This window comes from Aeromicrobium sp. REDSEA-S38_B2, assembly GCF_001628525.1.
Lineage (GTDB): Bacteria > Actinomycetota > Actinomycetes > Propionibacteriales > Nocardioidaceae > Aeromicrobium > Aeromicrobium erythreum.
The window spans coordinates 21,454-44,382 of sequence record NZ_LUNH01000092.1 but is presented as its reverse complement, the minus strand read 5'-3'; the positions used below and the strand labels follow the sequence as shown (position 1 = coordinate 44,382).

The following is a 22,929-nucleotide window of genomic DNA, read 5'->3' as shown; positions in this document are numbered from 1 at the left end:
GCGTGGCACGGCGGACCGCGGCCAGGGCCTCGGCGGTATGACCGGGCTCGGCCTCGGTCTCGACGACCTGGCCGCCGTCGGTCTGCACGATGAGCGTGCGTCCCTTGTCGAGCGTGCTGGCGTAGAGCGAGGACGTGATGGTGACGACCAGGCTGCCCAGCGCGGCCCCGACGATGGTGCCGGCCACGCCGAGCGCGGAGGCGATCCACGCCGACGTCATCGCGGCGAGGGCACCGGCCAGCACCTGGAACCACGACAGGCCGCCCAGGACCGAGGAACGTTCGCGGGTGTCGGTGGAGTCAGGCATGGATTCCAGCGTAGGGGGGCCACGCCAGCCGTTCGAGCCGCGCGGAACGCGTTCCACGTCACGCATCGACAGGGGTCCGGCACGCCTGCACGGTTCTGTCGGTCACTCTTGCCAGACTCGGACCCATGGCTCCCACCCTCACCCTCCTGCTCGGTCTGCTCGTCGGTGTCGCGCTCGGCGTGGTGGTCGGCCTGCTGGTCGCCCGCCTGCGTCAGGTCGACGGGGCGGCGGGCGCCGAGGACCCCGCGGTGGTCCAGGCCCGACACGCCGCGGAGCTGGCCGAGGTGCGGCACACGGCCCGCGCGGAGCTCGCCGACGCGCGGCACGCGGCGGCGGCGGAGCGGGCGCAGGTCGAGCAGGCGCTGGCGGCGGAGCGCAGCCGCGTCGAGAGCGCTCTCGCCGCGGCCAAGGCCGACGTCGAGGCCCGGCTCGCGGCCACGCGGGCCGAGGCGGACGCCCTGCGCGAGCAGGTCGAGGTCGCCCGGCGTCAGACGCGCGAGCTCGTGGCGCAGCACGACCGCGAGGCCAAGGAGCGCCAGGCCAAGGAGCAGAGCGAGAGCCGCGTGCTGCAGAAGCTCGCGCCGGTGGCCACCCAGCTCCAGCAGATGCAGCGCAAGGTCGAGGAGATCGAGGAGAAGCGTGCCCGGCAGCACGGCCACCTCGCCGAGCAGATCCGCGCCACGCAGGAGTCGGCGGCGCGCTCCCAGCAGGCTGCAGAGACGCTCTCCGGCGCCCTGCGCAACAACACGGTCCGCGGGGCCTACGGCGAGACCCAGCTGACGTCGCTCGTGGAGTCGGCCGGGCTGCTCAACCGCATCGACTTCTCCACCCAGGAGTCGATCACCGCCGACTCCGGCGCCCGACGTCCCGACATGGTCATCAAGCTGCCGGGACGCAAGCAGATGGCGGTCGACGCGAAGGTGCCCTACGCGGTCTTCATCGACGCGAACCGCCCCGACCTCGACGACGCCGAGCGCAAGCGGATGTTCGTGCAGCACGCGAAGGCCGTGCGGGCGCACGTCGACGCGCTGGCCCAGAAGGAGTACTGGACCGGTCTGCCCACCAGCCCGGAGTTCACGGTGGCGTTCATCCCGAACGACGCGATCCTCAACGCTGCGCTCGACGCCGACCCGTCGCTCATGGAGCACGCGTTCGCGCGGGGCATCGTGCTGGCGACGCCGGTCAACCTGTGGGCGGTGCTCAAGACCGTGGCGTTCACCTGGCGCCAGGAGGACCTCGCCGAGAACGCGCAGGAGCTCGTCGACCTCGGACGTGAGCTGTACAAGCGGCTCGGCACCCTGTCCTCGCACGTGTCCAAGCTCGGCCGCTCGCTCGAACGGTCGGTCAAGGACTACAACACCTTCGTCGGCTCGCTCGAGCGCGGCGTGCTCGTCACGGCACGCAAGCTCGACCGCGTCGACGACACGGCCCTGCTGGGCGACGTGCAAGAGCTCGACGTCGACCCGCGGAGCCTCACCGCGAGCGAGCTGACGCAGCCGTCCCCGTCGCAGGAGTTCGCGCTGTTCGAGGACCTCGAGCGACCCGAGATCGACCCGCTCCTCGTCGACGGCGAGACCGTCGACGACGCGCAGGAGCAGGCGGGCTGAGCGGCCCACCTGTCCGTGGCGTCCCTGGCGGGGCGAGCCACGGGCGGCGGGTCAGCCGAGCGCCTGCTCCAGGTCGGCCAGCAGGTCGGCCGTGTCCTCGATGCCCACGCTGAGCCGCACCAGGTCGTCCGGCACCTCGAGCACCGAGCCCGCGGTCGACGCGTGCGTCATGGCCCCCGGGTGCTCGATGAGCGACTCGATGCCGCCGAGGCTCTCCGCGAGCGTGAAGATGCGGGTCCGCGCGCAGAGGTCGAGCGCCGCCTGGCGCCCTCCCGCCAGCCGCAGCGAGACCATGCCGCCGAAGCGACGCATCTGCCGGGCGGCGACCTCGTGCCCGGGGTGGTCGGGCAGGCCGGGGTAGAGCACCGACGCGACGGCCGGGTGGCCGACGAGGAGGTCGACGACCGCCTCCGCGTTCGTGCAGTGCTGCTCCATCCGGACCGCGAGCGTCTTCGCCCCGCGGAACGTCAGGTAGGCGTCGAACGGACCCGGCACGCCGCCGGCGCCGTTCTGCAGGAACGCGAACCCGGTGTCGAGCTCGGCGTCGTCGGTGACGAGCGCGCCGCCCACCACGTCGGAGTGGCCGCCGAGGTACTTCGTCGTGGAGTGCAGGACCACGTCGGCGCCGAGGGCGAGCGGCTGCTGCAGGTAGGGCGAGGCGAAGGTGTTGTCGACGACGAACCGCGCGCCCGCGGCGTGCGCGACCTCGGCCACCTGCTCGACGTCGGCGACGTTGAGCAGCGGGTTCGTCGGGGTCTCGACCCACACGACCTTCGTCTCGGGCCGGATCGCGGCGCGGACGGCGTCGACGTCGTTGACGGCGACCGGCGTGTAGGAGATGCCCCAGTGGGTGAACACCTTGTCGATCAGCCGGAAGGTGCCGCCGTAGGCGTCGTCGGGGATGACGAGGTGGTCACCGGGCCGCAGCAGGGTGCGCAGGGCGGCGTCGGTGGCCGCCATGCCCGAGGAGAACGCGCGACCGTGCTCCCCGTTCTCCAGCGCCGCCAGGTTCGCCTCGAGCGCCGCGCGGGTCGGGTTGCCGGTGCGGGCGTACTCGTAGCCGCCGCGCATGCCACCCACGCCGTCCTGGGCGAAGGTCGAGGACGCGTAGATCGGCACGTTCACCGCGCCGGTCTGCGGGTCGGGCTCGAAGCCGGCGTGGATCGCGCGGGTCGCGAAGCCCAGCGCCTCGTCCTTGCGGTCGTCGCTCTGATCGCTCATACGTGCACCCCCAGGAGGTCGTGCCGGGTCAGGACGCCCAGCGGCTTGCCGTCCTCGATCACCATGACGGCGTCGCTGTCCTTGAGCGTCGCCAGGGCGGTGTCGAGGTCCTCGTGCGCGCCCAGCAGCGGCAGCGGCGGCTCCATGTGCTTGGAGACCGGGTCGGTGAGGGACGCCCGGCCCTCGAAGACGGCGCTGATGAGCGTGCGCTCGCTGACGCTGCCGGCGACCTCGCCGATGACGACGGGCGGCTCGGCCCCGACGACCGGCATCTGGGAGACGTTGTACTCGCGGAGGATCTCGATCGCGTCGCGGATGGTCTCCGACGGGTGGGTGTGCACGAGCGCGGGCAGGTCGCCGGACTTGCGGCGCAGCACCGCGCCGACGCTCGGCCGGTCGGTGTGGCCGTCCAGCGGCTCGCGGAGGAAGCCGTAGGACGACATCCAGTCGTCGTTGAAGATCTTCGAGAGGTAGCCACGTCCGCCGTCGGGCAGCAGCACCACGACGACGGCGTCGGGGCCCTCGCGCTCGGCCACCTCGAGCGCCGCGACGACGGCCATGCCGCAGGAGCCTCCGACCAGCAGCCCCTCCTCGCGGGCGAGGCGGCGGGTCATCTCGAACGCGTCGGCGTCGGAGACGGCGATGATCTCGTCGGCGATCTCGGGGTCGTAGGCGCTCGGCCAGAAGTCCTCGCCGACACCCTCCACCAGGTACGGGCGGCCCGTGCCGCCGGAGTAGACCGAGCCCTCGGGGTCGGCGCCGATGATCTTGACCCGACCGCCGGAGACCTCCTTGAGGTAGCGGCCGGTGCCGGTGATGGTGCCACCGGTGCCGACGCCGGCCACGAAGTGCGTGACGGTGCCGTCGGTGTCGGCCCAGATCTCCGGACCCGTGGTCTCGTAGTGCGAGGCCGGCCCGGCGGGGTTGGAGTACTGGTCGGGCTTCCAGGCGTTCGGGGTCTCGCGGACGAGGCGGTCGGAGACGTTGTAGTAGCTGTCGGGGTGCTCCGGCGGCACGGCGGTCGGGCAGACCACGACCTCGGCGCCATAGGCACGCAGGGTGTTCCGCTTGTCCTCGCTGACCTTGTCGGGGCAGACGAAGATGCAGGAGTAGCCGCGCTGCTGGGCCACCAGCGCGAGCCCGACCCCGGTGTTGCCGGAGGTGGGCTCGACGATGACGCCGCCGGGCTTGAGCGCGCCGGACGCCTCGGCCTCGTCGACCATCTTGACGGCGATCCGGTCCTTGGAGCTGCCGCCGGGGTTGAGGTACTCGATCTTGGCCGCCACCAGGGCAGATCCTGCCGGGACGACGCTGGACAACTTCACGAGCGGGGTGCCGCCCACGAGGTCGACCACGTGGTTCGCGATACGCATGACGTTCATCCTGCCACCCGGGTCGAGCGTGGAACCGCCGAGGCGTCGCCGGCCCTCCCGTGCGGGGGAGGGGCCGACGACGCCCTCGGGGGCGAACCGTCAGACGACGGCGCCGTCGGTGTTCCGTCCGTCGTCGATCTGGGCGTACTTGTCGACGACCTTGGGCTTCTTGTCCGGGTCGTGCGGCCAGCGCTCCTCGAGCTTCACGGCGAGGGCGGACGCCGTGAAGATCGTCGACAGGATGCCGATCGAGAGCCCGAGCAGGAGGGCGATCGCGAAGTCGGTCAGCGAGTCGCCGCCGAGGAACGCGAGCGCCGCGAGGATGAACATGGCACCGAGGCCGGTGTTCACCGTGCGCGGGATCGTCTGCAGGATCGCCTCGTTCACCACGTCGCGCAGCCGTCGGCCGCGGTTCTCGCCCGTGTGCTCGCGGATGCGGTCGAACACGACGATCGTGTCGTTGACGGCGAGGCCGATGATCGACAGCACCGCGGCCAGGAACACGCCGTCGATCGGCTTGCCCCACCACGCGAAGATGCCGACCACGGTGAGCACGACCGACGACATCGACAGCTGGGCCGACACCGCGTAGGTCCAGCGGAACCTCCAGGCGAGGTAGACCATCTGCGCGGCGATGGCGATCGCGAACGCGATGAGCGCCTTGTCGCGCAGCTCCTTGCCGAGGCTCGGACCGATCAGCTCGTCGCGCTCCTTCGTGGCCTGGCCCGCGACCGACTCGACGGCCTCCTCGACCTCGACGGCCTCGTCGTTGGTGATGTCGTCGAGGCGGACGCTGACGTTCTCGCTCTGACCGTCGCCGGACGACTCCTGCACGACGGCGCGCGGGAAGCCGGCGTCGGACACCGCCTCGCGCACCTCCTGCACGTCGACGGCCTGGGCGGTGGAGAACTCGAGGATGCGCCCGCCCGTGAACTCGACGCCGAGGTTCAGGCCGCGCAGCAGGATGCCGCTGATCGACACGCCAGCGACGACCAGGGTGAGGCCGATCCAGAGCCCGCTGCGGCGCATTAGGTTCGGGCCGCGCTCGTTGAGCCACTTGCGGACCGGGCCCGTCGAGGCCACGCCGGTGAGACCGGGCCGCTTCTTCAGGAACGACCGCTTCACCGCGAACTCGGTGAGCACGCGTGCGACGACCAGCGCCGAGAACATCGACGCGATGGTGCCGATCGTCAGGGTGACGCCGAAGCCCTTGACCGGACCGGACGCCAGGAAGAACAGCAGCGCGGCGGCCAGCACCGTGGTGACGTTGGAGTCGAGGATGGCCGACCACGCCTTGTTGAAGCCGGTCGTGAGCGAGGTGTGCAGGTTGCCGTTCTTCTCGTACTCCTCGCGGGCTCGCTCGAACACCAGCACGTTGGCGTCGATGGCCAGGCCGATGGCGAGCACGAAGCCCGCCAGGCCGGGCAGCGTGAGGGTCGCGCCGAGCCAGACGAGCAGGCCGTAGGAGATCGCGGCGTAGGTGGCCAGCGCGAACGTCGCCATGAGCCCGACCACGCGGTACACGAGCACGATGAACAGGCCGGTCAGGATGATGCCGATGATGCCGGCCTCGATGGACGCGTCGATCGCCGCGTCGCCCAGCGTCGCGCCGACCGTGCGCTGCTCGATGACCTCGACGGGCACCGGGAGCGCGCCGCCCTTGATGAGGACGGCGAGGTCGTCGGCCTGGGCCTGGGTGAAGTTGCCGGTGATGCTGGTGCTGTTGCCGCCGCCGGAGCGGCACAAGTCGGGCTGGACGGCGGGGGAGGAGATGATGTCCTCGTCGAGCAGGATGGCGACCCGGTTGCCGCCCTCGGTGTTGGCGCAGGCGGCCGCGACGAGGTCGCGCCAGCCGGTGCGGCCCTCGCCGGCGAAGTTGACGTTCACGACCCACTGGCCCACGCCCTGCTGCGGCGTGGCGGCCTCGGCGTCGGAGACCCCCTCGCCGTCGACGAGCGTCGGGCCGAGGAGCAGCGGCTGGCCCTGCTCGTCGTTCGCGACGACCTGGCCGTCCTCGGGCTCCTGGCCCTCCTGCGCGGGGCGCAGGACCTCGTGGAAGGAGAGCTGGGCGGTCTGGCCGATGACCTCGGCCGCCTCCCGCGGGTCGGTCACGCCGGGGAGCTCGACGATGATCCGGCGGTCGCCGGACTGGGCGAGGGTCGGCTCGGCGACGCCCAGGGCGTCGACACGGCCGCGGATGACCTCCAGGGCCCGGGAGGTCGACTCGGCGTCGGCCTTGACGCGGTCGGTGTCCTGGGTCTCGAGGACGATCTGCGTGCCACCCTCGAGGTCGAGGCCGAGGTTGGCGGGCTTGAAGTAGGCGAAGGCGAGGGAAGCGGCGAGCACGGCGAACGCCGCGATCGCACGCCACAGAGGGGCGCGCTGGTGCATGGATGACTTTCGGGATGGACGACGGGACGGCTGACGAAGGTGCGTCAGGCCGTCGGCGGTCCGCGTCCCGCGGCGGCGGGTGCCTCGGACTCCACCACGGCGACCCCTGCGTCGACGACCGTGTCGCGGGCGAGGACCGGGGCGACGGGCGCGCTCTCGGGCGGCAGCGCCCAGAGGTCGAGGTGGTGCTGGTCGACGTGCTGGCCCGATGCCTTCACGTGCGCCGCCTGGTGGCTCGACGCAGCCGAGGTGTGCGTCGTCGTGGCCCGCTGGTGCGCCCCCGCGTGGGTGACGCCGATCCCGGCCACGAGGAACAGCCCGACGACGGCCGCGCTCAGGGCGGCAGCCAGCGTGCGGCGGGGTCCGGGCATGGGGTGCAGTCTAGGCGACGCGCGCGACGGGACCGTCGGCCTAGGCTCGGGGGCATGAGCCACGACCTCCTCCACCGTCCCCTCGGCCACTCCGGCATCCAGGTGCCCGTCGTCGGCATCGGCTGCAACGCCTTCGGCACGCGCATCGACGCCCCGCAGGTGCAGGCCGTGGTCGACGCCGCCCTCGAGCGGGGCGTCACCTTCTTCGACACCGCCGACGTCTACGGCTTCGGCGCGAGCGAGGAGCTGCTCGGCGCGGCGCTCGGGTCGCGGCGCGACGAGGTGGTCGTCGCCACGAAGTTCGGCATGGACATGCAGGGCCGCAACGGCGACGACGGTGGTCGACGCGGGAGCGCCGCCTACGTCCGGACCGCGGTCGAGGCCAGCCTGCGACGTCTGGGCACCGACCACGTCGACCTCTACCAGCTGCACACGCCCGACCCCGCCACCCCGCTCGACGAGACGCTCGAGGCGCTCGACACCCTCGTGCAGGCCGGCACGGTGCGCGCCGTCGGCTGCTCGAACTTCCAGTCCTGGCAGCTGGTCGACGCCGACTGGCGCGCTCGGACCGCCGGACTCACCCGGTTCGCCACGGCGCAGAACGAGTACTCGCTGTACAACCGGACCGCGGAGGTCGAGCTGACGCCGGCCTGCGAGCACCTCGACGTCGGGATCCTGCCGTACTTCCCGCTCGCCTACGGTCTGCTGACCGGCAAGTACCGGCGCGGGGAGGACGCGCCCGAGGGGACCCGGCTCGCGACGCAGTCCGAGCGGCTGGCGACGGCCGACTGGGAGCGCATCGACGCGCTCCAGTCCTTCGCCGACGCGCGGGGCATCTCGCTGCTGGAGCTGGCCATGGGTGGTCTGGCCGCGCAGCCGGCCGTCAGCAGCGTCATCGCGGGCGTCTCGCGCCCGGAGCAGGTGGCGGCGAACGCCGACGCCGCCTCCTGGCAGCCGACCGAGGACGACCTGGCGGAGCTCGCGTCGATCGGCCGGCCGACGCAGTCCTACACGACCTTCGCCCCGGCCTGAGCCCGCGGCGGCCGTGCGGGAGATGGGGCGCCGGGCCGGGAAGCGCCTCACGGCGCGTGGCCGCTCGTAGCGGCTATTTTTGGGACCCGGGGCTTACCGCGGCCCGGCGCGACCACCAGCCTAACGGGCCCCTGGGCGCGCACAAGCGCTGTGGGCGTGAGACCTGCGACGCCGGCTCGAGCGGGCCGCGAGCGACGACCGGACGAGGCGCCGCGGGCGCCTCAGTGCAGCGAGCCGGACCGCTCGAGCGCCGCCGCCCGACGCAGGTGCAGCGCCATGTCGAGCAGGCGCGCGCCGCTGTGCGCGTCGGCGTCGTCGAGCTGTCCGCGGCCGACGCCGACGATGTGCGCGAACGCCGCCGCGCGGTCGAGGACGACGTCGAGGTCGGTGACGACGATGCCGCGCACGACCGTGTCGACGAGGTCGACCACCTCGTCGGCGCCAGGCGGCTCGACGACGCCGGCGAGCATCTCGTGCACGGGCGCGAAGCCGCGCCCGGCGGCGAACTCGGCGGCGGCCTGGCGGGGCTGGCGGTGGACCCACTCGCGCAGCAGGTAGAGCCGCCACAGCGCGCCCGACAGCGTGTCGGGCGGGGCGTGCGACCACAGCTCGGCGATCACGCCGAGGCCCTCGGCGTCGGACAGGTGCAGCACGCGGTCGACGAGGTCGCGGTCGTCGCGGTCGATCGGTCCCCGCACGAGCAGGTGCGCGATCCGGTGGCCGGCGGCGGCCACCTCGGCCGGGTCGGTGTCGTGCGCGAGCGCCTCGAAGAGTCCCTGCCCGGGCAGGGACGGGCGATGGAAGTCGCTCATCCTGCGGACCGTCCGGGCATGGGCCCCACCGTATCCGGGGCCCGGTCGTCCGGCACCCAGATCGCGTGCGTCAGACGTGCGCGTCGGGTCGCGGGGCGGTGGGCGCCGCGCTCGCCTGGGGGCGCAGGTAGAGCCACAGCACCGGCACCACGTAGGCCACCCAGGCGATCGTCTGCAGCCAGGTCGGGTCGGGCTGGAAGTTCACGGTGCCCTTGAGGAGCGTGCCGTACCAGCTGTCGGGTGCGATGACACCGGAGACGTCGAACGCGAGGTTCGTGATGCCGGGCAGGATGCCGGCCTCCTGCAGGTCGTGGACGCCGTAGGCGAGCACGCCGGCGGCGACCACGATGAGCAGGGCACCCGTCACCTGGAAGAAGGTCGAGAGGTTGATGCGCAGGGCCCCGCGGTAGATGAGGTAGCCCAGGAGCACCGCGACGAGGATGCCTGTGGTCGCGCCGACGAACGGCGAGGCGGTGTAGCTGCCGGAGATCGTGGCCCAGATGATCGCGGCGGTCTCCAGGCCCTCGCGCCCGACGGTCAGGAACGCGACCGTGGCGATGGCGACGGGTCCGAGCTCGACCGCCGTCGCGAGCTCGCCTTCGAGCTCGCGCTTGAGCCCGCGGGCGGTACGGCGCATCCAGAAGATCATCCACGTGACCAGGGCGGCGGCGAGGATCGAGAGCGTCCCGCCGACGGCCTCCTGCCACACGAAGGGGAGCTGCTCGAAGGCGAGCGTCACGGCCGTGAACACGAGCACGACGAGGGCCAGCGCTCCGCCCACGCCGATCCAGATGTAGCGGACGTCGCGGCGGCGGTCCGTGCGCACGAGGTAGGCCAGCAGGATGCTGACGACGAGGCTGGCCTCCAGCCCCTCGCGCAGACCGATCAGGAAGTTGGCGAGCACACCGACATGCTACTCAGGTTCGCCTTGCCTCAGTGGGTGATCCCGCGCACGACTGAGGGTGCGTGACCGATCAGGGCGTCAGGGCGTCGACGAGGTCGGCGGCGACGAGCTCGACCTGCCACGGACGGGCCCCGCCCTCGGCGAGCGCGTCGCCGACGTGGACGACGTCGACGACGGTCGGCGGGTCCCAGGCCAGACCGCGGACGAGGCCGGGGGAGATGAGGTTCTCCGGCGGCAGGTCGTGCTGCTCGGCGATGCGCGTGACCGCCTCGCGGGCCGATGTCAGCCGCGCCGCGGCCTCGGGGTGCTTGTCGGCCCACGCGCGCGGCGGGGGCGGCCCCTCGCGGTGCTGCGTGGAGAGCGGCAGGGCGTCGTCGGGGAGGGCGAGGCCCTCCTCGACCGCGTCGAGCCACTGCTGCAGGAAGCGGCGCGGTCCGCGCGAGCGCATGACGGGCAGGTTGCGCAGCGTCGAGGCGTCGCGGGGAGCCTCGCGGGCGATCTCGAGGATGGAGGCGTCGGGCAGGATCCGCCCGGGCGTCGTGTCGCGTTGCTCGGCGATCCGGTCGCGCGCCTCCCAGAGGGCGCGCACCAGCCCGAGGGTACGTCGGCCACGGGCCCGGTGGATCCCCGACGTGCGCCGCCAGCGCTCCTCCTTCGGCGGCGCCCCCGTGAACGACAGCAGGGCCTCGAAGTCCTGCGCGGCCCACTCGCGCTTGCCGGCGCGCTCGAGGTCGGCCTCGATGAGGTTGCGCAGCTCGATGAGCACCTCGACGTCGAGCGCGGCGTACTCGAGCCAGGGCTCCGGCAGCGGTCGCGTCGACCAGTCGGCGGCCGAGTGCTCCTTGGCCAGGCTCAGCCCGAGGTAGTGCTCCACGAGGGAGGCCAGGCCCACGCGCGGGAGGTTGAGCAGCCGGCCGGCGAGCTCGGTGTCGAACAGGGCGGTCGGGTGCAGCCCGACCTCGGCGAGGCACGGCAGGTCCTGCGTGGCCGCGTGCAGGATCCACTCCGCGTCGCCGATCGCCTCGTCGAGGTCGACGAGGTCGTCGAAGGCGATGGGGTCGACCAGGCCGGTGCCGCTGCCGTCGCGGCGCACCTGCACGAGGTAGGCCCGCTGGGAGTAGCGGTAGCCCGACGCCCGCTCGGCGTCGAGGGCCACCGGACCGTGGCCGAGCGCGAGACGCGCGCAGTAGGCCACGTAGTCGTCGACCGTGTCGATGACGGGGGGCAGGGGGTCACGCAGCTGCAGACGTGGAAGAGGAGGAGCCTGCTCCTCCGGGCTCCCCGTCTCCTCGGGCACGGAGGTCAACGGCGACCTCGGCGACGCTGCAGCGGGACGACGCCCGGTGCGAGCGGAGGCAGACCGGCGAGCGTGCAGAGCAGCTCGGTCCAGGCGGCGACGTGCGCTCCGGCCTCGGAGGTGGGTGTCCAGGACGCGCGGATCTCGACCTGGGCCGAGCCGGTGTCGCCGGCCATCTCGCCGAAGGTCTCGGTGCTCACGACCGTGACGCTGCCGCTGGCGGCGGTGTGCGTGCCGCCCTGCGCCTCGAGCGCGTCGACCAGCCAGCTCCACCCGACGGTCGCCAGGGCGGGGTCCTCGGCCATCTCGCGCTCGACCTCGGCCCGCGCGAACGTGACGCAGCGGAACGTGCCGTCCCACGCGTCGTTGCCGGCGGGGTCGTGCAGCAGGATGAAGCGACCGGTGGCCACGTCGTCGCCGCCGACCTCGAGGTCGCCGCTCAGGGCGTGCGCGAACGGCGCGATCCGCTGGGGCGCGGGGATCTCGTCGACGACCACCTCGGGACGCACCGGTGCGGCCAGCAGCTGCTCCAGGGCAGCGGCGAACGCTGGAGGGGTGTGATCGAACTCGCTGCGGGCGCCCACAGGCCGATGGTAGGCACTCCGGGCGCCGACCGGGTCCCGACACGCAGACGGTGATCCCACCCCTGAGAGAATCCCTCGGTGACCACCTCCCCCTCCGCCCGGCTCGCCGAGAGCGACTTCCTGCGCGCGTGCCGTGGCGAGCCCACGAGCCGCACCCCTGTCTGGTTCATGCGTCAGGCGGGTCGCCACCTGCCGGAGTACCTGAAGGTGCGCGAGGGCGTCGCGATGCTCGACTCGTGCTTCACGACCGACCTCGTCGTCGAGATCACGATGCAGCCGGTGCGTCGCTACGGCGTCGACGCCGCCATCTTCTTCTCCGACATCGTCGTCCCGCTCAAGGCGATCGGGGTGGACCTCGACATCGTGCCCGGCACGGGACCGGTGATCGCCGACCCGATCCGTCGGCGCGGACAGCTCGACCAGCTGCGCCGGCTCGAGCCCGACGACGTGGAGAGCATCGCCGCGGCGGCGCGGGCGCTCGTGGGAGAGCTGGGCGGCACGCCGCTCATCGGCTTCGCCGGCGCGCCGTTCACGCTCGCGTCGTACCTCGTGGAGGGCGGGCCCTCGCGCGACCACCGGATCACGAAGCAGCTGATGTACTCCCAGACCGGCCTGTGGAACGACCTGCTCGAGCGGCTCTCGCACCTGGCGGCCGACTTCCTGCGCGTGCAGGTCGAGGCCGGCGCCTCCGCGGTGCAGCTGTTCGACTCGTGGGCCGGCGCGCTGTCGCCGTCGGACTACGAGACCTACGTGGCGCCCCACTCCCGACGCGTGCTCGAGTCGGTCGCCGACCTCGGCGTGCCGCGCATCCACTTCGGCGTCGGCACCGGCGAGCTGCTCGACCAGATGGGCGACGTCGGCGCCGACGTGGTCGGCGTCGACTGGCGCGTGCCGCTGGATCGCGCCATCGAGAAGGTCGGACCGCACCGCTCCGTGCAGGGCAACCTCGACCCGACGCTGCTGTTCGCGCCGGCCGACGTGCTGCACACGAAGGCGGCCGCCGCGATCGAGCGCGGTCGCGGTGCCCGGGGGCACGTCTTCAACCTCGGCCACGGCGTGCTGCCGCAGACCGACCCCGACGCGGTGAAGGGTCTCGTCGACTTCGTGCACGGCTACGAGCGCGTCTGATGCGCGTCGCCGTCGTCGGGGCCGGCATCGGCGGGCTGGTCGCCGCCCTCGACCTGCGTGAGGCCGGGTGCGACGTCGTCGTGCTCGAGGGTGCCGACCAGGTGGGCGGCAAGCTGCGCGTCGACGACGTCGGCGACCTGCGCGTCGACGTCGGCGCGGAGTCGATGCTGGCGCGTCGACCCGAGGCCGTCGACCTCGCCGCCCGGGTCGGGGCCGAGCTGACCCACCCGGCGACGACGTCGGCCGCGATCTGGACGCGGGGTGCGCTGCGTCCGCTGCCGCCGACGGTCATGGGCGTGCCTGCCGACCTCGACGCCCTCGAGGCGTCGGGGATCCTCGCCGAGCGTCCGGTGCCGCACGCCGAGCCGGTGCCCGACGACGACGTGTCGGTGGCGGCGTTCCTCGCGCCGCGGGTCGGTCGCGAGGTGGTCGACCGGCTCGTCGAGCCGCTGCTCGGCGGCGTGTACGCCGGTCACGCGGACCGCCTGTCGCTGCGCGCCGCCGCGCCGCAGGTGCTGGCGCTCGGCGCCGATCCTCTCGCGGGGGCCGCTGCCACCCGGGCCACGACGCGCACCCTCGCCACGCCGGTGTTCGCGGGCGTCGTCGGCGGGGTGGGCACGCTCCCGCAGCGTGTCGTCGAGCACGGTGACCTCGACGTGCGGCTCCGGTCGACCGTGCGGGCCGTGCGGGTCGACGGCGGTGTCTGGACGGTCTCCGCGGGCCCGGTGTCGGCGATCGAGACGTACGAGGTCGACGCGGTCGTCGTCGCGACACCGGCGCCGGCCACCGCGCGCCTGCTCGCCGAGGTCGCGCCGCCGGCGGCCTTCGCGCTGGCCGCCGTCGACTACGCCTCGATGGCGCTGGTGACGTTCGTGCTCGACGGGCCGATCGACGTGGAGGGCTCGGGATTCCTCGTGCCGCCGGTCGACGGCACGGTGGTGAAGGGCTCGACGATCTCCTCGCAGAAGTGGGCCTGGCTGGGGGAGCGGGCGGGTGACCGCACGGTCGTGCGCGCCTCGATCGGCAGGGCCGGCGACACCGCCGTGCTCCACCGCGACGACGCCGACGTGGCCGCGCTGGCGCTCGCCGACCTGACGTCCGCGTACGGCGGGCTGCCGCCGGTGCTGGCGTCGCACGTGCAGCGCTGGGGCGGCGGCCTGCCCCAGTACGACGTAGGCCACCTCGGCCGCGTGGCGACCGTCGAGGCGGCGGTCGCACTCGTCGACGGTCTCGAGGTGTGCGGTGCCGCCTACCACGGGGTGGGCATCCCGGCGGTCGTCGCGTCGGCCCGCGCCGCCGCGGCCCGCCTCCTCGCACGCTGAGCCGCGGGGGGAGAATGGACCCATGAGCGTGCCGAACCAGGGAAAGCTGGCCAAGGAGATCAACGAGACCATCCGCTACACGATGTGGTCGGTCTTCAAGCTCGAGCGGGTGCTCGGTGACGCCGACCGTGCCGCGGAGGCCGCCGAGGTCGACGACCTGGTGAAGCGTCTGGCCGACGAGGACGTCGTGGTCCGCGGCTTCTACGACGTCAGCGGCATGCGCGCCGACGCCGACCTCATGGTCTGGTGGCACGCGTCGTCGGCCGACGCGCTGCAGGCCGCCTACAACGCGTTCCGGCGGACCGCGCTGGGCTCGCGGATGGCGCCCGTGTGGTCGCAGACCGCCCTGCACCGTCCTGCGGAGTTCAACAAGTCGCACGTGCCCGCGTTCATGGCCGACGAGACCGTGCGCGACTGGGTCTGCGTGTACCCGTTCGTCCGCTCCTACGAGTGGTACCTGCTGCCCGACGAGGAGCGTCGCGCGATGCTCAAGGAGCACGGCATGCAGGCCCGCCCCTACCCCGACGTCCGCGCCAACACGGTCGCGTCGTTCGCGCTCGGCGACTACGAGTGGATCCTGGCGTTCGAGGCCGACGAGCTGCACCGCATCGTCGACCTCATGCGCGACCTGCGCGCCAGCACCGCCCGCCGCCACGTGCGCGAGGAGATCCCGTTCTACACCGGCCGCCGCCACGACCCGGCCGACCTCACCGCGCTCTGGCCCTGATCGGGGATTCCCAGGTCGACCTGGGAATCTTCAGCGAGGCACGGAAATCTCAGCCACGCACGGAGAGCAAGCCGTGCGTGGCTGAGATTTCCGGGTCGACCTGGGATGTCTCCCCGCAGGGCACGGGAAGCTCAGCAAGGCACGGGAAGTGCACCGCGCGTAGCAGCGATTCCGAGGTCGACCTCGGAAGCTCCAGCGAGGCACGGAAATCTCAGCCACGCACGGGAAGCAAGCCGTGCGCGCTGCAGATTCCCAGGTCCACCTGGGAATCTTCCGTCGACTGCCGAGGGATCAGACCGGGACCTGGGTCAGGCTGATGCCGTTGATGCAGAACCGCTGGTCGGTGGGGGTGGGGAAGCCCTCGCCCTCGAACACGTGGCCGAGGTGGGAGCCGCAGGTGGCGCAGCGGACCTCGACGCGACGCATGCCCATCGAGCGGTCCTCGATGTACTCGACGCGGTCCTCCGCGAGCGGGGCGTAGAAGGCAGGCCAGCCGCAGTGCGCGTCGAACTTGGTGTCGCTGCGGAACAGCTCGGAGCCGCACGCGCGGCAGGCGTACACGGCCTCCGTCGGGTCCGTCTCGAAGGGGGAGCTGAACGGCCGCTCGGTGCCGGCCTCGCGGAGCACGTGGTACTCGGCGGCGCTCAGCTCGGCGCGCCACTCCTCGTTGGACTTCTCGACGTCGTAGCTGGTCTTGCCCGCCTGGTCGCTCATGTCTCCAGCCTACGTTCAGGTGCAAGAGACCACCTGTTCACACGGGTGTGGGAGGAACGTCCTCGTGGGAGTGACGAGGACGGTGGCGACGGGTCTGCTGGTGACCGCGACGGCGGGGGCGGCCGCGGCGTGGGGGGCGCGGGCGGTGCTGCAGCACCAGGCCGCGCTCGCGCGCGCGGCGATCGGCAAGCCGCTCGGCGAGGACGCACCCCTTGCCGACCGCGTCTACAAGGAGCGGCACGGCGGCACCATCGACCTGCTCATGCTGGGCGACTCGATCGCCGCGGGGCTGGGTGCCGACGGACCGCGGGGCACGCTCGGTGCGCGGCTCGCCCGGCAGGTGTCCAAGCGCACCGAGCGCGCCGTGCGCCTGCGCACCGCCGCCGTGGTGGGGTCCGAGAGCAGCCGGCTGGCCGAGCAGCTCGCGTCGCTCCCGCCCGACTACACGCCCGACGTCGCGGTCGTCGTCGTGGGCGGCAACGACGTGACGCACCGGGTGCCGGTGGTCGAGTCGGTGCGCCACCTCGAGGCCTGCGTCTCGGCGCTGCGAGGTCGTGGCACCGCGGTGGTCGTCGGCACGTGCCCCGACCTCGGAGCGCTCACCCCCGTGCCGCAGCCCCTGCGCGCCCTCGGGTCGCGGGCCTCGCGCCAGCTCGCGGCCGCCCAGCAGGAGGCGGCCCTGCGCCACGGTGCCTACGTCGTCTCGCTCGCCGACGTCGTCGGGCCGTTCTTCATCACGAACCCCGACGAGATGTTCAGCCTCGACCGCTTCCACCCCAGCTCGCTCGGCTACAAGCGGACGGCGCAGGCGATGCTGCCGTCGGTGCTCGCGGCGCTGGGGGAGCACGACGAAGTGCCGTTCGGCCACCTCGCCCCCGACCTCACGGTCGTGCCAGGCGAGCGGGTCAGCGTCCCTGCCGCACCCAGCGCGTGAGCAGCGTGCCGTCGACGTCGACGGCGTGCGCCAGCCGCAGCGGCACCTCCGCCGGCTCCCCGCCGGTCGAGATGCGCTGACCGTCGCCGGCCACGAGGACGGGGGAGACGGTCAGGCACAGCTCGTCGACCAGGTCGAGCGCCGTGAGTCCGGCGAACAACGACGGGCCGCCCTCGCACAGCACCCGCTGCAGGCCGCGACGGCCGAGCTCGGCAAGGGCCTGCGGCCAGTCGACCTCGTCCTCACCGGTGAGCAGCACCTCCACGCCCGCGCCCTCGAGCGCCACCACCTGCTCCCCGTCGGCGGCTCCTGGCGCGATGACGAGCACGCCCGGGACCTTCAACCGGTCGGGCACGTCGAGGCTGCGGCTGACGAGCGCGAGCACGCCGTCGTCGATCGGTCCGTAGTCCTCCGACCGGGCGGTGCCGGCCGACACGAGCACGACGTCGCACAGCTCGCGCAGGAGCCCGAACACGGCCTGGTCGGCGTCGGTGCCGAGCGACCCCGACCGCCCGTCGGCCCCCTCCGCCGAGCCGTCGACGCTGCTGACGAAGTTGACCCGCACCCAGGCGCGGCCCTCCTCGAGGTCGGGGTACTCGTACAGTGCACGGTCGATCGTCGGCGTGGCCATGACGCCCACCCTAGGTACGGTGGCGCCATGTCGCAGAGCCTGAGCAGCACGCTGTCCGCCGTCAGCAGCCTCGCCGAGGTCGACTCCCGCTCGACCCCCGGCTTCGACGGCGACAAGGCGGCCGGCAAGGCCGCGCTCGCCGAGCTCGGCACCGAGCTGGCCGACCTGCAGGAGCGTCTGCACGCGCACGGCACGACGGGCGACCCGCGCTCCGTCCTGGTCGTGCTGCAGGGCATGGACACCTCGGGCAAGGGCGGCACGATCGAGAAGGTCGTCGGTCTGGTCAGCCCGCTCGGGGTCCGCATCGCCTCCTTCAAGAAGCCGACGCCCGAGGAGCTCGCCCACGACTTCCTGTGGCGGGTCGAGCGACGGTTGCCGTCGGCCGGCGAGCTCGGCGTATTCGACCGCTCCCACTACGAGGACGTGCTCATCGGGCGCGTGCGCCGGCTGGCCGACGTCGACGAGGTCGAGCGACGCTACGACGCGATCAACGCCTTCGAGCGCCGGTACGTCGAGTCCGGCGGCACGGTCCTCAAGTGCCTGCTGCACATCAGTCCCGACGACCAGGCCGCTCGACTCCTCGCCCGGCTCGACGACCCGACGAAGCACTGGAAGTTCAACCCGGGCGACATCGACGAGCGCGAGCTGTGGGACGACTACCAGGACGCGTACGACCTGGTGCTCCAGCGGACGTCGACCGACGTCGCCCCGTGGCACGTCGTGCCCAGCGGACGCAAGTGGTACCGCAACTGGGCGGTCGGCCGGCTGCTCCTGGAGCACCTGCGCGCGCTGGACCTGACCTGGCCCGAGGCCGACTACGACGTCGACGAGCAGCGCGCCCGGCTCGCTGCGTCGAGCTGACGTCAGCCCCGGCGCAGCAGCCGGGCGAGGGCCGGAGCCAGCAGCAGCACCAGCAGCAGCCGGAGCAGCTGGACGGCCGTCACGAAGGTGACGTTGCCGCCGGTGGAGGTCGACGTCGCGAGCACGGCGTAGAGGCCGCCGGGCGTCGTCGCCAGGTACGCGTCGAGCCGGCTCGTCCCGGTCGCCGCCGCGAGGGCGAGGCCCAGTCCCGCGCAGGTGACCATGGTGAGCGCGATGGAGACGGCAGCGGTCGGGAGCATCCGCGCGATCGACCGCAGGCTCTCCAGCGTGAACCGCAGCCCGACCTGGACGCCGATCGCGAGGTACCCGAGGCCCTCCACCCACGTCGGCACGACCGCGTCGGTGAACCCCGGCACGGCGTGCAGCGCCGCCGCGGTGACCACCGGGCCGAGGATGGCCGGCGACGGGAGGTGCGCGACGCGCCCCAGCAGCAGCCCCGAGCCGACGGCGAGGGCGCAGTAGAGCAGGTCGCGGCCGCTGCCGAGGACGAACCCGCCGGAGGCTGCACCACCGCGCTCGTGGAAGACGAGCCCGACCACGAGCGGCAGGCTGAACAGCACCACGAGGACGCGCAGGTACTGCAGCACGGTGACGACCCGGTCGTCGGCGCCGAGGTCGCGGGAGAGGGCCGTCATGCCCGACGCGCCGCCTGCGATCGAGGCGAAGGCAGCCGTCACGGGGGTCACACCGCGGTGCAGACGCAGCAGCTGCCCCGCCAGGACGCTCACGACGATCGTCGAGGCCGAGACCGCCACGACCACGGGCCACGACCAGCCGAGCGACGTGAACGTCCCCCAGTCGACCGAGGCACCGACGATCGTGCCGACGACGCCCTGGCCCGTGAGAGAGACCCAGCGGGGTGCGTCCAGCGGTCGGGGCGCGAGCCGGCCCGGGGCGAGCAGTGCGTACACGAGGGCGCCGAGCAGTCCGCCGAAGAGGAGTGCCGACGGCACCTGGGCGAGCTCGAGCGCCGTCGACGCGACGACGACGAGGATCCCGAGACGCAACCAGGCCCGCACCCGGGGAACGCTAGTCCCCGGGGTGCGGGCCCGGTGCGCCGGAGGGTCCGGCGGTGGGTCGTGCGGTGTCGTACCAGTGCCGGGGGGTGCTCAGGCGAAGAGCGCGTCCAGCGAGACCAGCTCGACGGCCCCGACCGCGTAGCGGGCCAGGATGACCTCGGCCACCTCGTCCGAGACGCCCAGTGGCTCGGCGACGGCGACGGCGCCGGCCTCGTACGCCAGCTCCTTCACCCGGTCGGGCAGGAAGCCCGGTGCGAGCATCAGCTGACCGACCGCGATGTTGCGGCGACCGTCGGCGCGGTGCGCCCGCACGGCCTCGCCCGCGGCGGGCGGCGCGCTCGACGCGAACGCAGCGATCGTCGGCAGCTTGTGGTGCGCGCCCCAGGCGCGGGCGGCCCGGGCGATGGTGGCGTTCGCGACCGCGTCGGACGAGCCGGCACCCGCGAGCACCAGGGCGTCGAGCTCGCGCACCCGGTTCTCGCGCAGCACCTCGCGCAGCCGACGGTCGAGCACGTGGAAGAACGCGTTCTCGATGCCGAGGACGTCGGTCACCTCGATCTGCAGCCCCTCGTGACGGGAGCGGGCCGCCTTCGCGGCCTCCGGCACGTCGACCTTGGCGTGGTAGGCCTCGGTGAGCAGCAGGGGGACGAGGACGATCTCGCTGTGACCCTCGGCGACCAGACGGTCGACGACGGCGTCGAGGTCGGGCTCAGAGTGGTCGAGGAACGCGGTGGCCACCCGGAGGTCGGGACGCATGCACGCCACGCGCTCCGTCAGGGCAGTGATGGTCTCGGCGGACCGCGGGTCGCGGCTGCCGTGCGCCAGGGCGATCAACGCTGGTGCAGTCATGCTGTCCTCCTTCCAGAGGGGTCGGTGGTGCTGGTGTGGGTGGGGGAGAGGAGTCCGATGAAGCCGAGCCGGAAGGCGCGCAGACAGCTGCGGCACTCCCACTCGCCGTGGGTCTCGCCGTGCGGACGCAGGTCCTCGTCGGCGCAGTACGGACAGTGGAACGGCGTCGCCCTCATCGCAGGACCTCCTCGTCGGCGCGGGCGACCCAGTGCGCGAACGACTCGTCGGCGTCGCGCTGCTCCAGGAACGTGCGCGACAGCTTCTCGACGTAGTCGGGCAGCTGCTCGCCGGTCACCTTGTGGGCGCGGAGCTTGCGGCCGAAGCCGGCCTCCAGCCCGAGGGCACCGCCGAGGTGCACCTGGAAGCCCTCCACCTGGTCGCCGTTCTCGTCGAGCACGAGCTGGCCCTTGAGGCCGATGTCGGCCGTCTGGATGCGGGCGCAGGAGTTCGGGCAGCCGTTCACGTTGACCGTGATCGGGGCGTCGAGCTCGGGAACGCGCTTCTCCAGCTCACCGATGAGGTCGGCCGCGCGGGCCTTCGTCTCGACGATGGCGAGCTTGCAGTACTCGATGCCGGTGCAGGCCATCGTGTTGCGACGCCACTGCGACGGCCGCGCGTGCAGGCCCAGCTCGGCCAGCGCCTCGACGAGCGACTCGACGCGGTCCTCCTCGACGTCGAGCACGACGAGCTTCTGCATGGGCGTGGTGGCGACGCGGTCGGAGCCGTGCGCCTCGACGACGTCGGCCACCCGGTTCAGCAGCGTGCCGGAGATGCGACCGACCGTCGCGGCGACGCCCACGTAGTAGCGGCCGTCCTTCTGGCGGTGCACGCCCACGTGGTCGACGGGCGTGGCCGGCACCTCGGGGGCGTCGAGTTCGACGAGGGTGCGCTCGAGGTACTCGGTCTCCAGCACCTCGCGGAACTTCTCGATGCCCCAGTCGGCCACGAGGAACTTGAGGCGGGCGCGGGAGCGGAGCCGGCGGTAGCCGTAGTCGCGGAAGATGCTGACGACGCCCTCCCACACCTCCGGCACCTCGTCGATCGGCACCCAGACGCCGACCCGCTGGGCGAGCATCGGGTTGGTGGACAGCCCGCCGCCGACCCACAGGTCGAAGCCGGGTCCGTGCTCGGGGTGCTCGGCGCCGATGAAGGCGATGTCGTTGATCTGCGGGACGACGTCGTGCCCAGGGTGTCCGCTGATCGCCGACTTGAACTTGCGCGGCAGGTTCGAGAAGGCGCGGTCGCCGATGTAGCGGCTCTCGACGGCCTCGATGGCCGGGCGGGCGTCGATGATCTCGTCGGCGCTGATGCCCGCGACGGGCGAGCCGAGGATGACGCGCGGGCAGTCGCCGCAGGCCTCCTGCGTCGACAGGCCGACACCCTCGAGCCGCTCCCAGATCGTGGGCATGTCGCGCACGTCGATCCAGTGGTACTGGACGTTCTGGCGGTCGGTGAGGTCGGCGCTGTCGCGCGCGAACTCCACGGAGATGTCGGCGATGGTGCGCAGCTGCGCGAGGTTCAGCTGTCCGCCGTCGATCCGCACGCGGAGCATGAAGTAGCGGTCGTCGAGCTCCTCCGGCTCGAGCGTCGCGGTCTTGCCGCCGTCGATCCCGGCCTTGCGCTGCGTGTACAGCCCCCACCAGCGGAAGCGTCCACGCAGGTCGCCGGGGTCGATGCTGTCGAAGCCGCGGTGCGCGTAGATGTTCTCGATGCGGGCGCGGACGTTCAGCGGGTTGTCGTCCTTCTTGGACTGCTCGTTCGCGTTGAGCGGCTCGCGGTAGCCCAACGCCCACTGGCCCTCGCCGCGACGGCGGCGGGCCGGACGGGAGGGGGGCGTGGTGGTGCTCGACGTCATGGGAGTCCTCGGGGAGGACGCGCGACGGCCGGTCGGGGACGGACGGGCGTCGCGCGTCGCGGCAGGTGGGTGCGGGCGCGGTGGGTCAGCGACACGCCATGGTGCGCGCACGACCGAGGTCGACGTGGAGACGTCCCACGAGCCAGAGCGGGTGCGCGATCAGCATGCGGACAGTGTTGCCAGCCCGTGGACGCCCCACAACTGCGGATCTCACTATGTGGTCCATGCGTCCACATCGTGGGATAGACGCGTCGAAACCGGTGCGACCGCAGACGGTGGCGTGACCGGGGTCACTCGGCGTGCGGCGACACCCACGAGACGACGAAGGTGCCCAGCAGGCCGCCCAGTAGGGCTCCGACGGCCACGACCAGCGCCAGCGGCCACGCCACGACGCCGGCGGTCGCCAGTCCCAGGACGGCGGCGGGCTGGGCCGCGGCGGCCAGGCCGACGCCGAGCAGGCCCCCGGCGGAGACGGGACCGACCACCTGCCAGGCGGGGCTTGCGGGGTCGCCGGCGAGCGTCGCCCACCCCGTGAGCAGGCCGACGACGGCCGCGAGGACGCCCCCGGCCAGCAGCGTCGGATCGTCCCAGACCAACCTCCCGCCGGGCAGGTCGAGGGCGGTGACGGCCGCCCCGGCCGCGACCGCACCCACGACCTGGGCGGCGACCACGGGCAGGGCGCCCGCAGCGGACGCGCGTCCGACCAGGGCGAGTGCCGTCAGCTGCACGGGACCGGCGAGGGCGACTCCCGAGCCGGTCGGCCCGTCGTGGAAGCGCGCGAGCCATGCCGTCGCCACCGCGACGGCAGCCACGGCGGCCACGGCCGTCGTCGCGTCGGTGGCCCGCAACGCCCATGCCGCGACCGCCGTCGTCAGGGCCGAGGCCACCGCGGCCAGCGCGAGCGGCTTCACCGGGCCGTCCCCGTCACGCGACGCACCGAGGTCGCGAGGCACCTCGTGCCTGCCCCCG

General features: G+C 72.9%; 23 protein-coding genes. 7 read left to right on the top strand and 16 right to left on the bottom strand.

Annotated features, from left to right (window positions below; translation table 11 throughout):
- Positions 1-307 (bottom strand): hypothetical protein (locus tag A6Q81_RS15580; protein WP_502692828.1); only part of this gene is annotated, 307 nt, incomplete at its 3' end.
- Between the two features lie 125 nt (positions 308-432).
- Here A6Q81_RS15580 and A6Q81_RS15575 point away from each other — a divergent pair.
- Complete coding sequence (locus A6Q81_RS15575) at positions 433-1,914, top strand: DNA recombination protein RmuC (protein WP_286691023.1); 1,482 nt, start codon at positions 433-435, stop codon at positions 1,912-1,914.
- Positions 1,915-1,965: 51 nt separating this feature from the next.
- Here A6Q81_RS15575 and A6Q81_RS15570 read toward each other — a convergent pair whose 3' ends face one another.
- The 4 genes from A6Q81_RS15570 to A6Q81_RS15555 all read right to left on the bottom strand — a co-directional run bounded on the left by A6Q81_RS15570 (position 1,966) and on the right by A6Q81_RS15555 (position 7,270).
- Positions 1,966-3,135, bottom strand: a complete 1,170-nt coding sequence (locus A6Q81_RS15570) for a cystathionine gamma-synthase (protein ID WP_286691022.1) — start codon at positions 3,133-3,135, stop codon at positions 1,966-1,968.
- Positions 3,132-4,508 (bottom strand): cystathionine beta-synthase, encoded by a 1,377-nt coding sequence (locus tag A6Q81_RS15565; RefSeq protein WP_253025340.1) that lies wholly within the window; start codon positions 4,506-4,508, stop codon positions 3,132-3,134. The genes A6Q81_RS15570 and A6Q81_RS15565 overlap by 4 nt, the downstream gene beginning before the upstream one ends.
- Before the next feature lie 99 nt (positions 4,509-4,607).
- Positions 4,608-6,899 (bottom strand): protein translocase subunit SecD, encoded by a 2,292-nt coding sequence (gene secD / locus A6Q81_RS15560; protein ID WP_286691021.1) that lies wholly within the window; start codon positions 6,897-6,899, stop codon positions 4,608-4,610.
- Positions 6,900-6,943: 44 nt separating this feature from the next.
- Positions 6,944-7,270 carry a hypothetical protein gene (locus A6Q81_RS15555; RefSeq protein ID WP_286691020.1) on the bottom strand — a complete coding sequence of 109 codons (327 nt, stop codon included), beginning with the start codon at positions 7,268-7,270 and terminating at the stop codon, positions 6,944-6,946.
- 54 nt (positions 7,271-7,324) lie between these two features.
- Between A6Q81_RS15555 and A6Q81_RS15550 the strand changes: the two genes are divergently transcribed.
- Positions 7,325-8,302 (top strand): aldo/keto reductase, encoded by a 978-nt coding sequence (locus A6Q81_RS15550; RefSeq protein WP_286691019.1) that lies wholly within the window; start codon positions 7,325-7,327, stop codon positions 8,300-8,302.
- 221 nt (positions 8,303-8,523) lie between these two features.
- Here A6Q81_RS15550 and A6Q81_RS15545 read toward each other — a convergent pair whose 3' ends face one another.
- The 4 genes from A6Q81_RS15545 to A6Q81_RS15530 form a co-directional block, all read right to left on the bottom strand.
- Positions 8,524-9,114, bottom strand: coding sequence for a hypothetical protein (locus tag A6Q81_RS15545; protein ID WP_067858053.1), 591 nt, complete (start codon positions 9,112-9,114; stop codon positions 8,524-8,526).
- Between the two features lie 70 nt (positions 9,115-9,184).
- On the bottom strand, positions 9,185-10,018 hold the full coding sequence (gene efeU / locus A6Q81_RS15540) for an iron uptake transporter permease EfeU (RefSeq protein WP_067858050.1): 834 nt from the start codon (positions 10,016-10,018) through the stop codon (positions 9,185-9,187).
- A 70-nt stretch (positions 10,019-10,088) separates the two neighbouring features.
- A complete protein-coding gene (locus tag A6Q81_RS15535) occupies positions 10,089-11,315 on the bottom strand; it encodes a ribonuclease D (RefSeq protein ID WP_317695659.1) in 1,227 nt (408 codons plus the stop codon).
- Between the two features lie 5 nt (positions 11,316-11,320).
- On the bottom strand, positions 11,321-11,899 hold the full coding sequence (locus A6Q81_RS15530) for a DUF3000 domain-containing protein (protein WP_067858047.1): 579 nt from the start codon (positions 11,897-11,899) through the stop codon (positions 11,321-11,323).
- A 78-nt stretch (positions 11,900-11,977) separates the two neighbouring features.
- Between A6Q81_RS15530 and hemE the strand changes: the two genes are divergently transcribed.
- From hemE to hemQ, 3 genes are read left to right on the top strand one after another with little or no spacing between them, the layout of a single operon-like run.
- On the top strand, positions 11,978-13,027 hold the full coding sequence (gene hemE / locus A6Q81_RS15525) for a uroporphyrinogen decarboxylase (protein ID WP_067858044.1): 1,050 nt from the start codon (positions 11,978-11,980) through the stop codon (positions 13,025-13,027).
- Positions 13,027-14,349, top strand: a complete 1,323-nt coding sequence (gene hemG / locus A6Q81_RS15520) for a protoporphyrinogen oxidase (RefSeq protein WP_286691017.1) — start codon at positions 13,027-13,029, stop codon at positions 14,347-14,349. Before hemE ends, hemG begins: the two co-directional genes overlap by 1 nt.
- Positions 14,350-14,371: 22 nt before the next feature.
- On the top strand, positions 14,372-15,076 hold the full coding sequence (hemQ, locus tag A6Q81_RS15515; RefSeq protein ID WP_067858038.1) for a hydrogen peroxide-dependent heme synthase: 705 nt from the start codon (positions 14,372-14,374) through the stop codon (positions 15,074-15,076).
- A 291-nt stretch (positions 15,077-15,367) separates the two neighbouring features.
- Here hemQ and msrB read toward each other — a convergent pair whose 3' ends face one another.
- Positions 15,368-15,790 carry a peptide-methionine (R)-S-oxide reductase MsrB gene (gene msrB, locus A6Q81_RS15510; protein WP_067858035.1) on the bottom strand — a complete coding sequence of 141 codons (423 nt, stop codon included), beginning with the start codon at positions 15,788-15,790 and terminating at the stop codon, positions 15,368-15,370.
- Between the two features lie 64 nt (positions 15,791-15,854).
- Between msrB and A6Q81_RS15505 the strand changes: the two genes are divergently transcribed.
- The gene (locus A6Q81_RS15505) at positions 15,855-16,724 is read left to right on the top strand and encodes an SGNH/GDSL hydrolase family protein (RefSeq protein WP_286691016.1); all 870 of its coding nucleotides are present in this window, start codon (positions 15,855-15,857) and stop codon (positions 16,722-16,724) included.
- On the opposite strand, the gene A6Q81_RS15500 is transcribed toward A6Q81_RS15505, so the two are convergent.
- A complete protein-coding gene (locus tag A6Q81_RS15500; RefSeq protein WP_286691015.1) occupies positions 16,696-17,355 on the bottom strand; it encodes a dihydrofolate reductase family protein in 660 nt (219 codons plus the stop codon). The two genes, A6Q81_RS15505 and A6Q81_RS15500, sit on opposite strands and share 29 nt — an antisense overlap.
- A 27-nt stretch (positions 17,356-17,382) precedes the next feature.
- Between A6Q81_RS15500 and A6Q81_RS15495 the strand changes: the two genes are divergently transcribed.
- Positions 17,383-18,216, top strand: a complete 834-nt coding sequence (locus A6Q81_RS15495) for a PPK2 family polyphosphate kinase (RefSeq protein WP_067858029.1) — start codon at positions 17,383-17,385, stop codon at positions 18,214-18,216.
- A 2-nt stretch (positions 18,217-18,218) separates the two neighbouring features.
- On the opposite strand, the gene A6Q81_RS15490 is transcribed toward A6Q81_RS15495, so the two are convergent.
- The 5 genes from A6Q81_RS15490 to A6Q81_RS15470 form a co-directional block, all read right to left on the bottom strand.
- Positions 18,219-19,256 (bottom strand): AbrB family transcriptional regulator, encoded by a 1,038-nt coding sequence (locus A6Q81_RS15490; RefSeq protein ID WP_286691014.1) that lies wholly within the window; start codon positions 19,254-19,256, stop codon positions 18,219-18,221.
- A gap of 90 nt (positions 19,257-19,346) precedes the next feature.
- Positions 19,347-20,105 carry a sirohydrochlorin chelatase gene (locus A6Q81_RS15485; RefSeq protein WP_067858023.1) on the bottom strand — a complete coding sequence of 253 codons (759 nt, stop codon included), beginning with the start codon at positions 20,103-20,105 and terminating at the stop codon, positions 19,347-19,349.
- Positions 20,102-20,281 carry a hypothetical protein gene (locus tag A6Q81_RS15480; RefSeq protein ID WP_253025321.1) on the bottom strand — a complete coding sequence of 60 codons (180 nt, stop codon included), beginning with the start codon at positions 20,279-20,281 and terminating at the stop codon, positions 20,102-20,104. The genes A6Q81_RS15485 and A6Q81_RS15480 overlap by 4 nt, the downstream gene beginning before the upstream one ends.
- Positions 20,278-21,960: a nitrite/sulfite reductase gene (locus tag A6Q81_RS15475; RefSeq protein ID WP_286691013.1), complete on the bottom strand. Its 1,683-nt coding sequence runs from the start codon at positions 21,958-21,960 to the stop codon at positions 20,278-20,280. Before A6Q81_RS15475 ends, A6Q81_RS15480 begins: the two co-directional genes overlap by 4 nt.
- Before the next feature lie 290 nt (positions 21,961-22,250).
- Positions 22,251-22,871 (bottom strand): hypothetical protein, encoded by a 621-nt coding sequence (locus tag A6Q81_RS15470; protein ID WP_144433745.1) that lies wholly within the window; start codon positions 22,869-22,871, stop codon positions 22,251-22,253.
- Positions 22,872-22,929 lie beyond the last annotated feature (58 nt).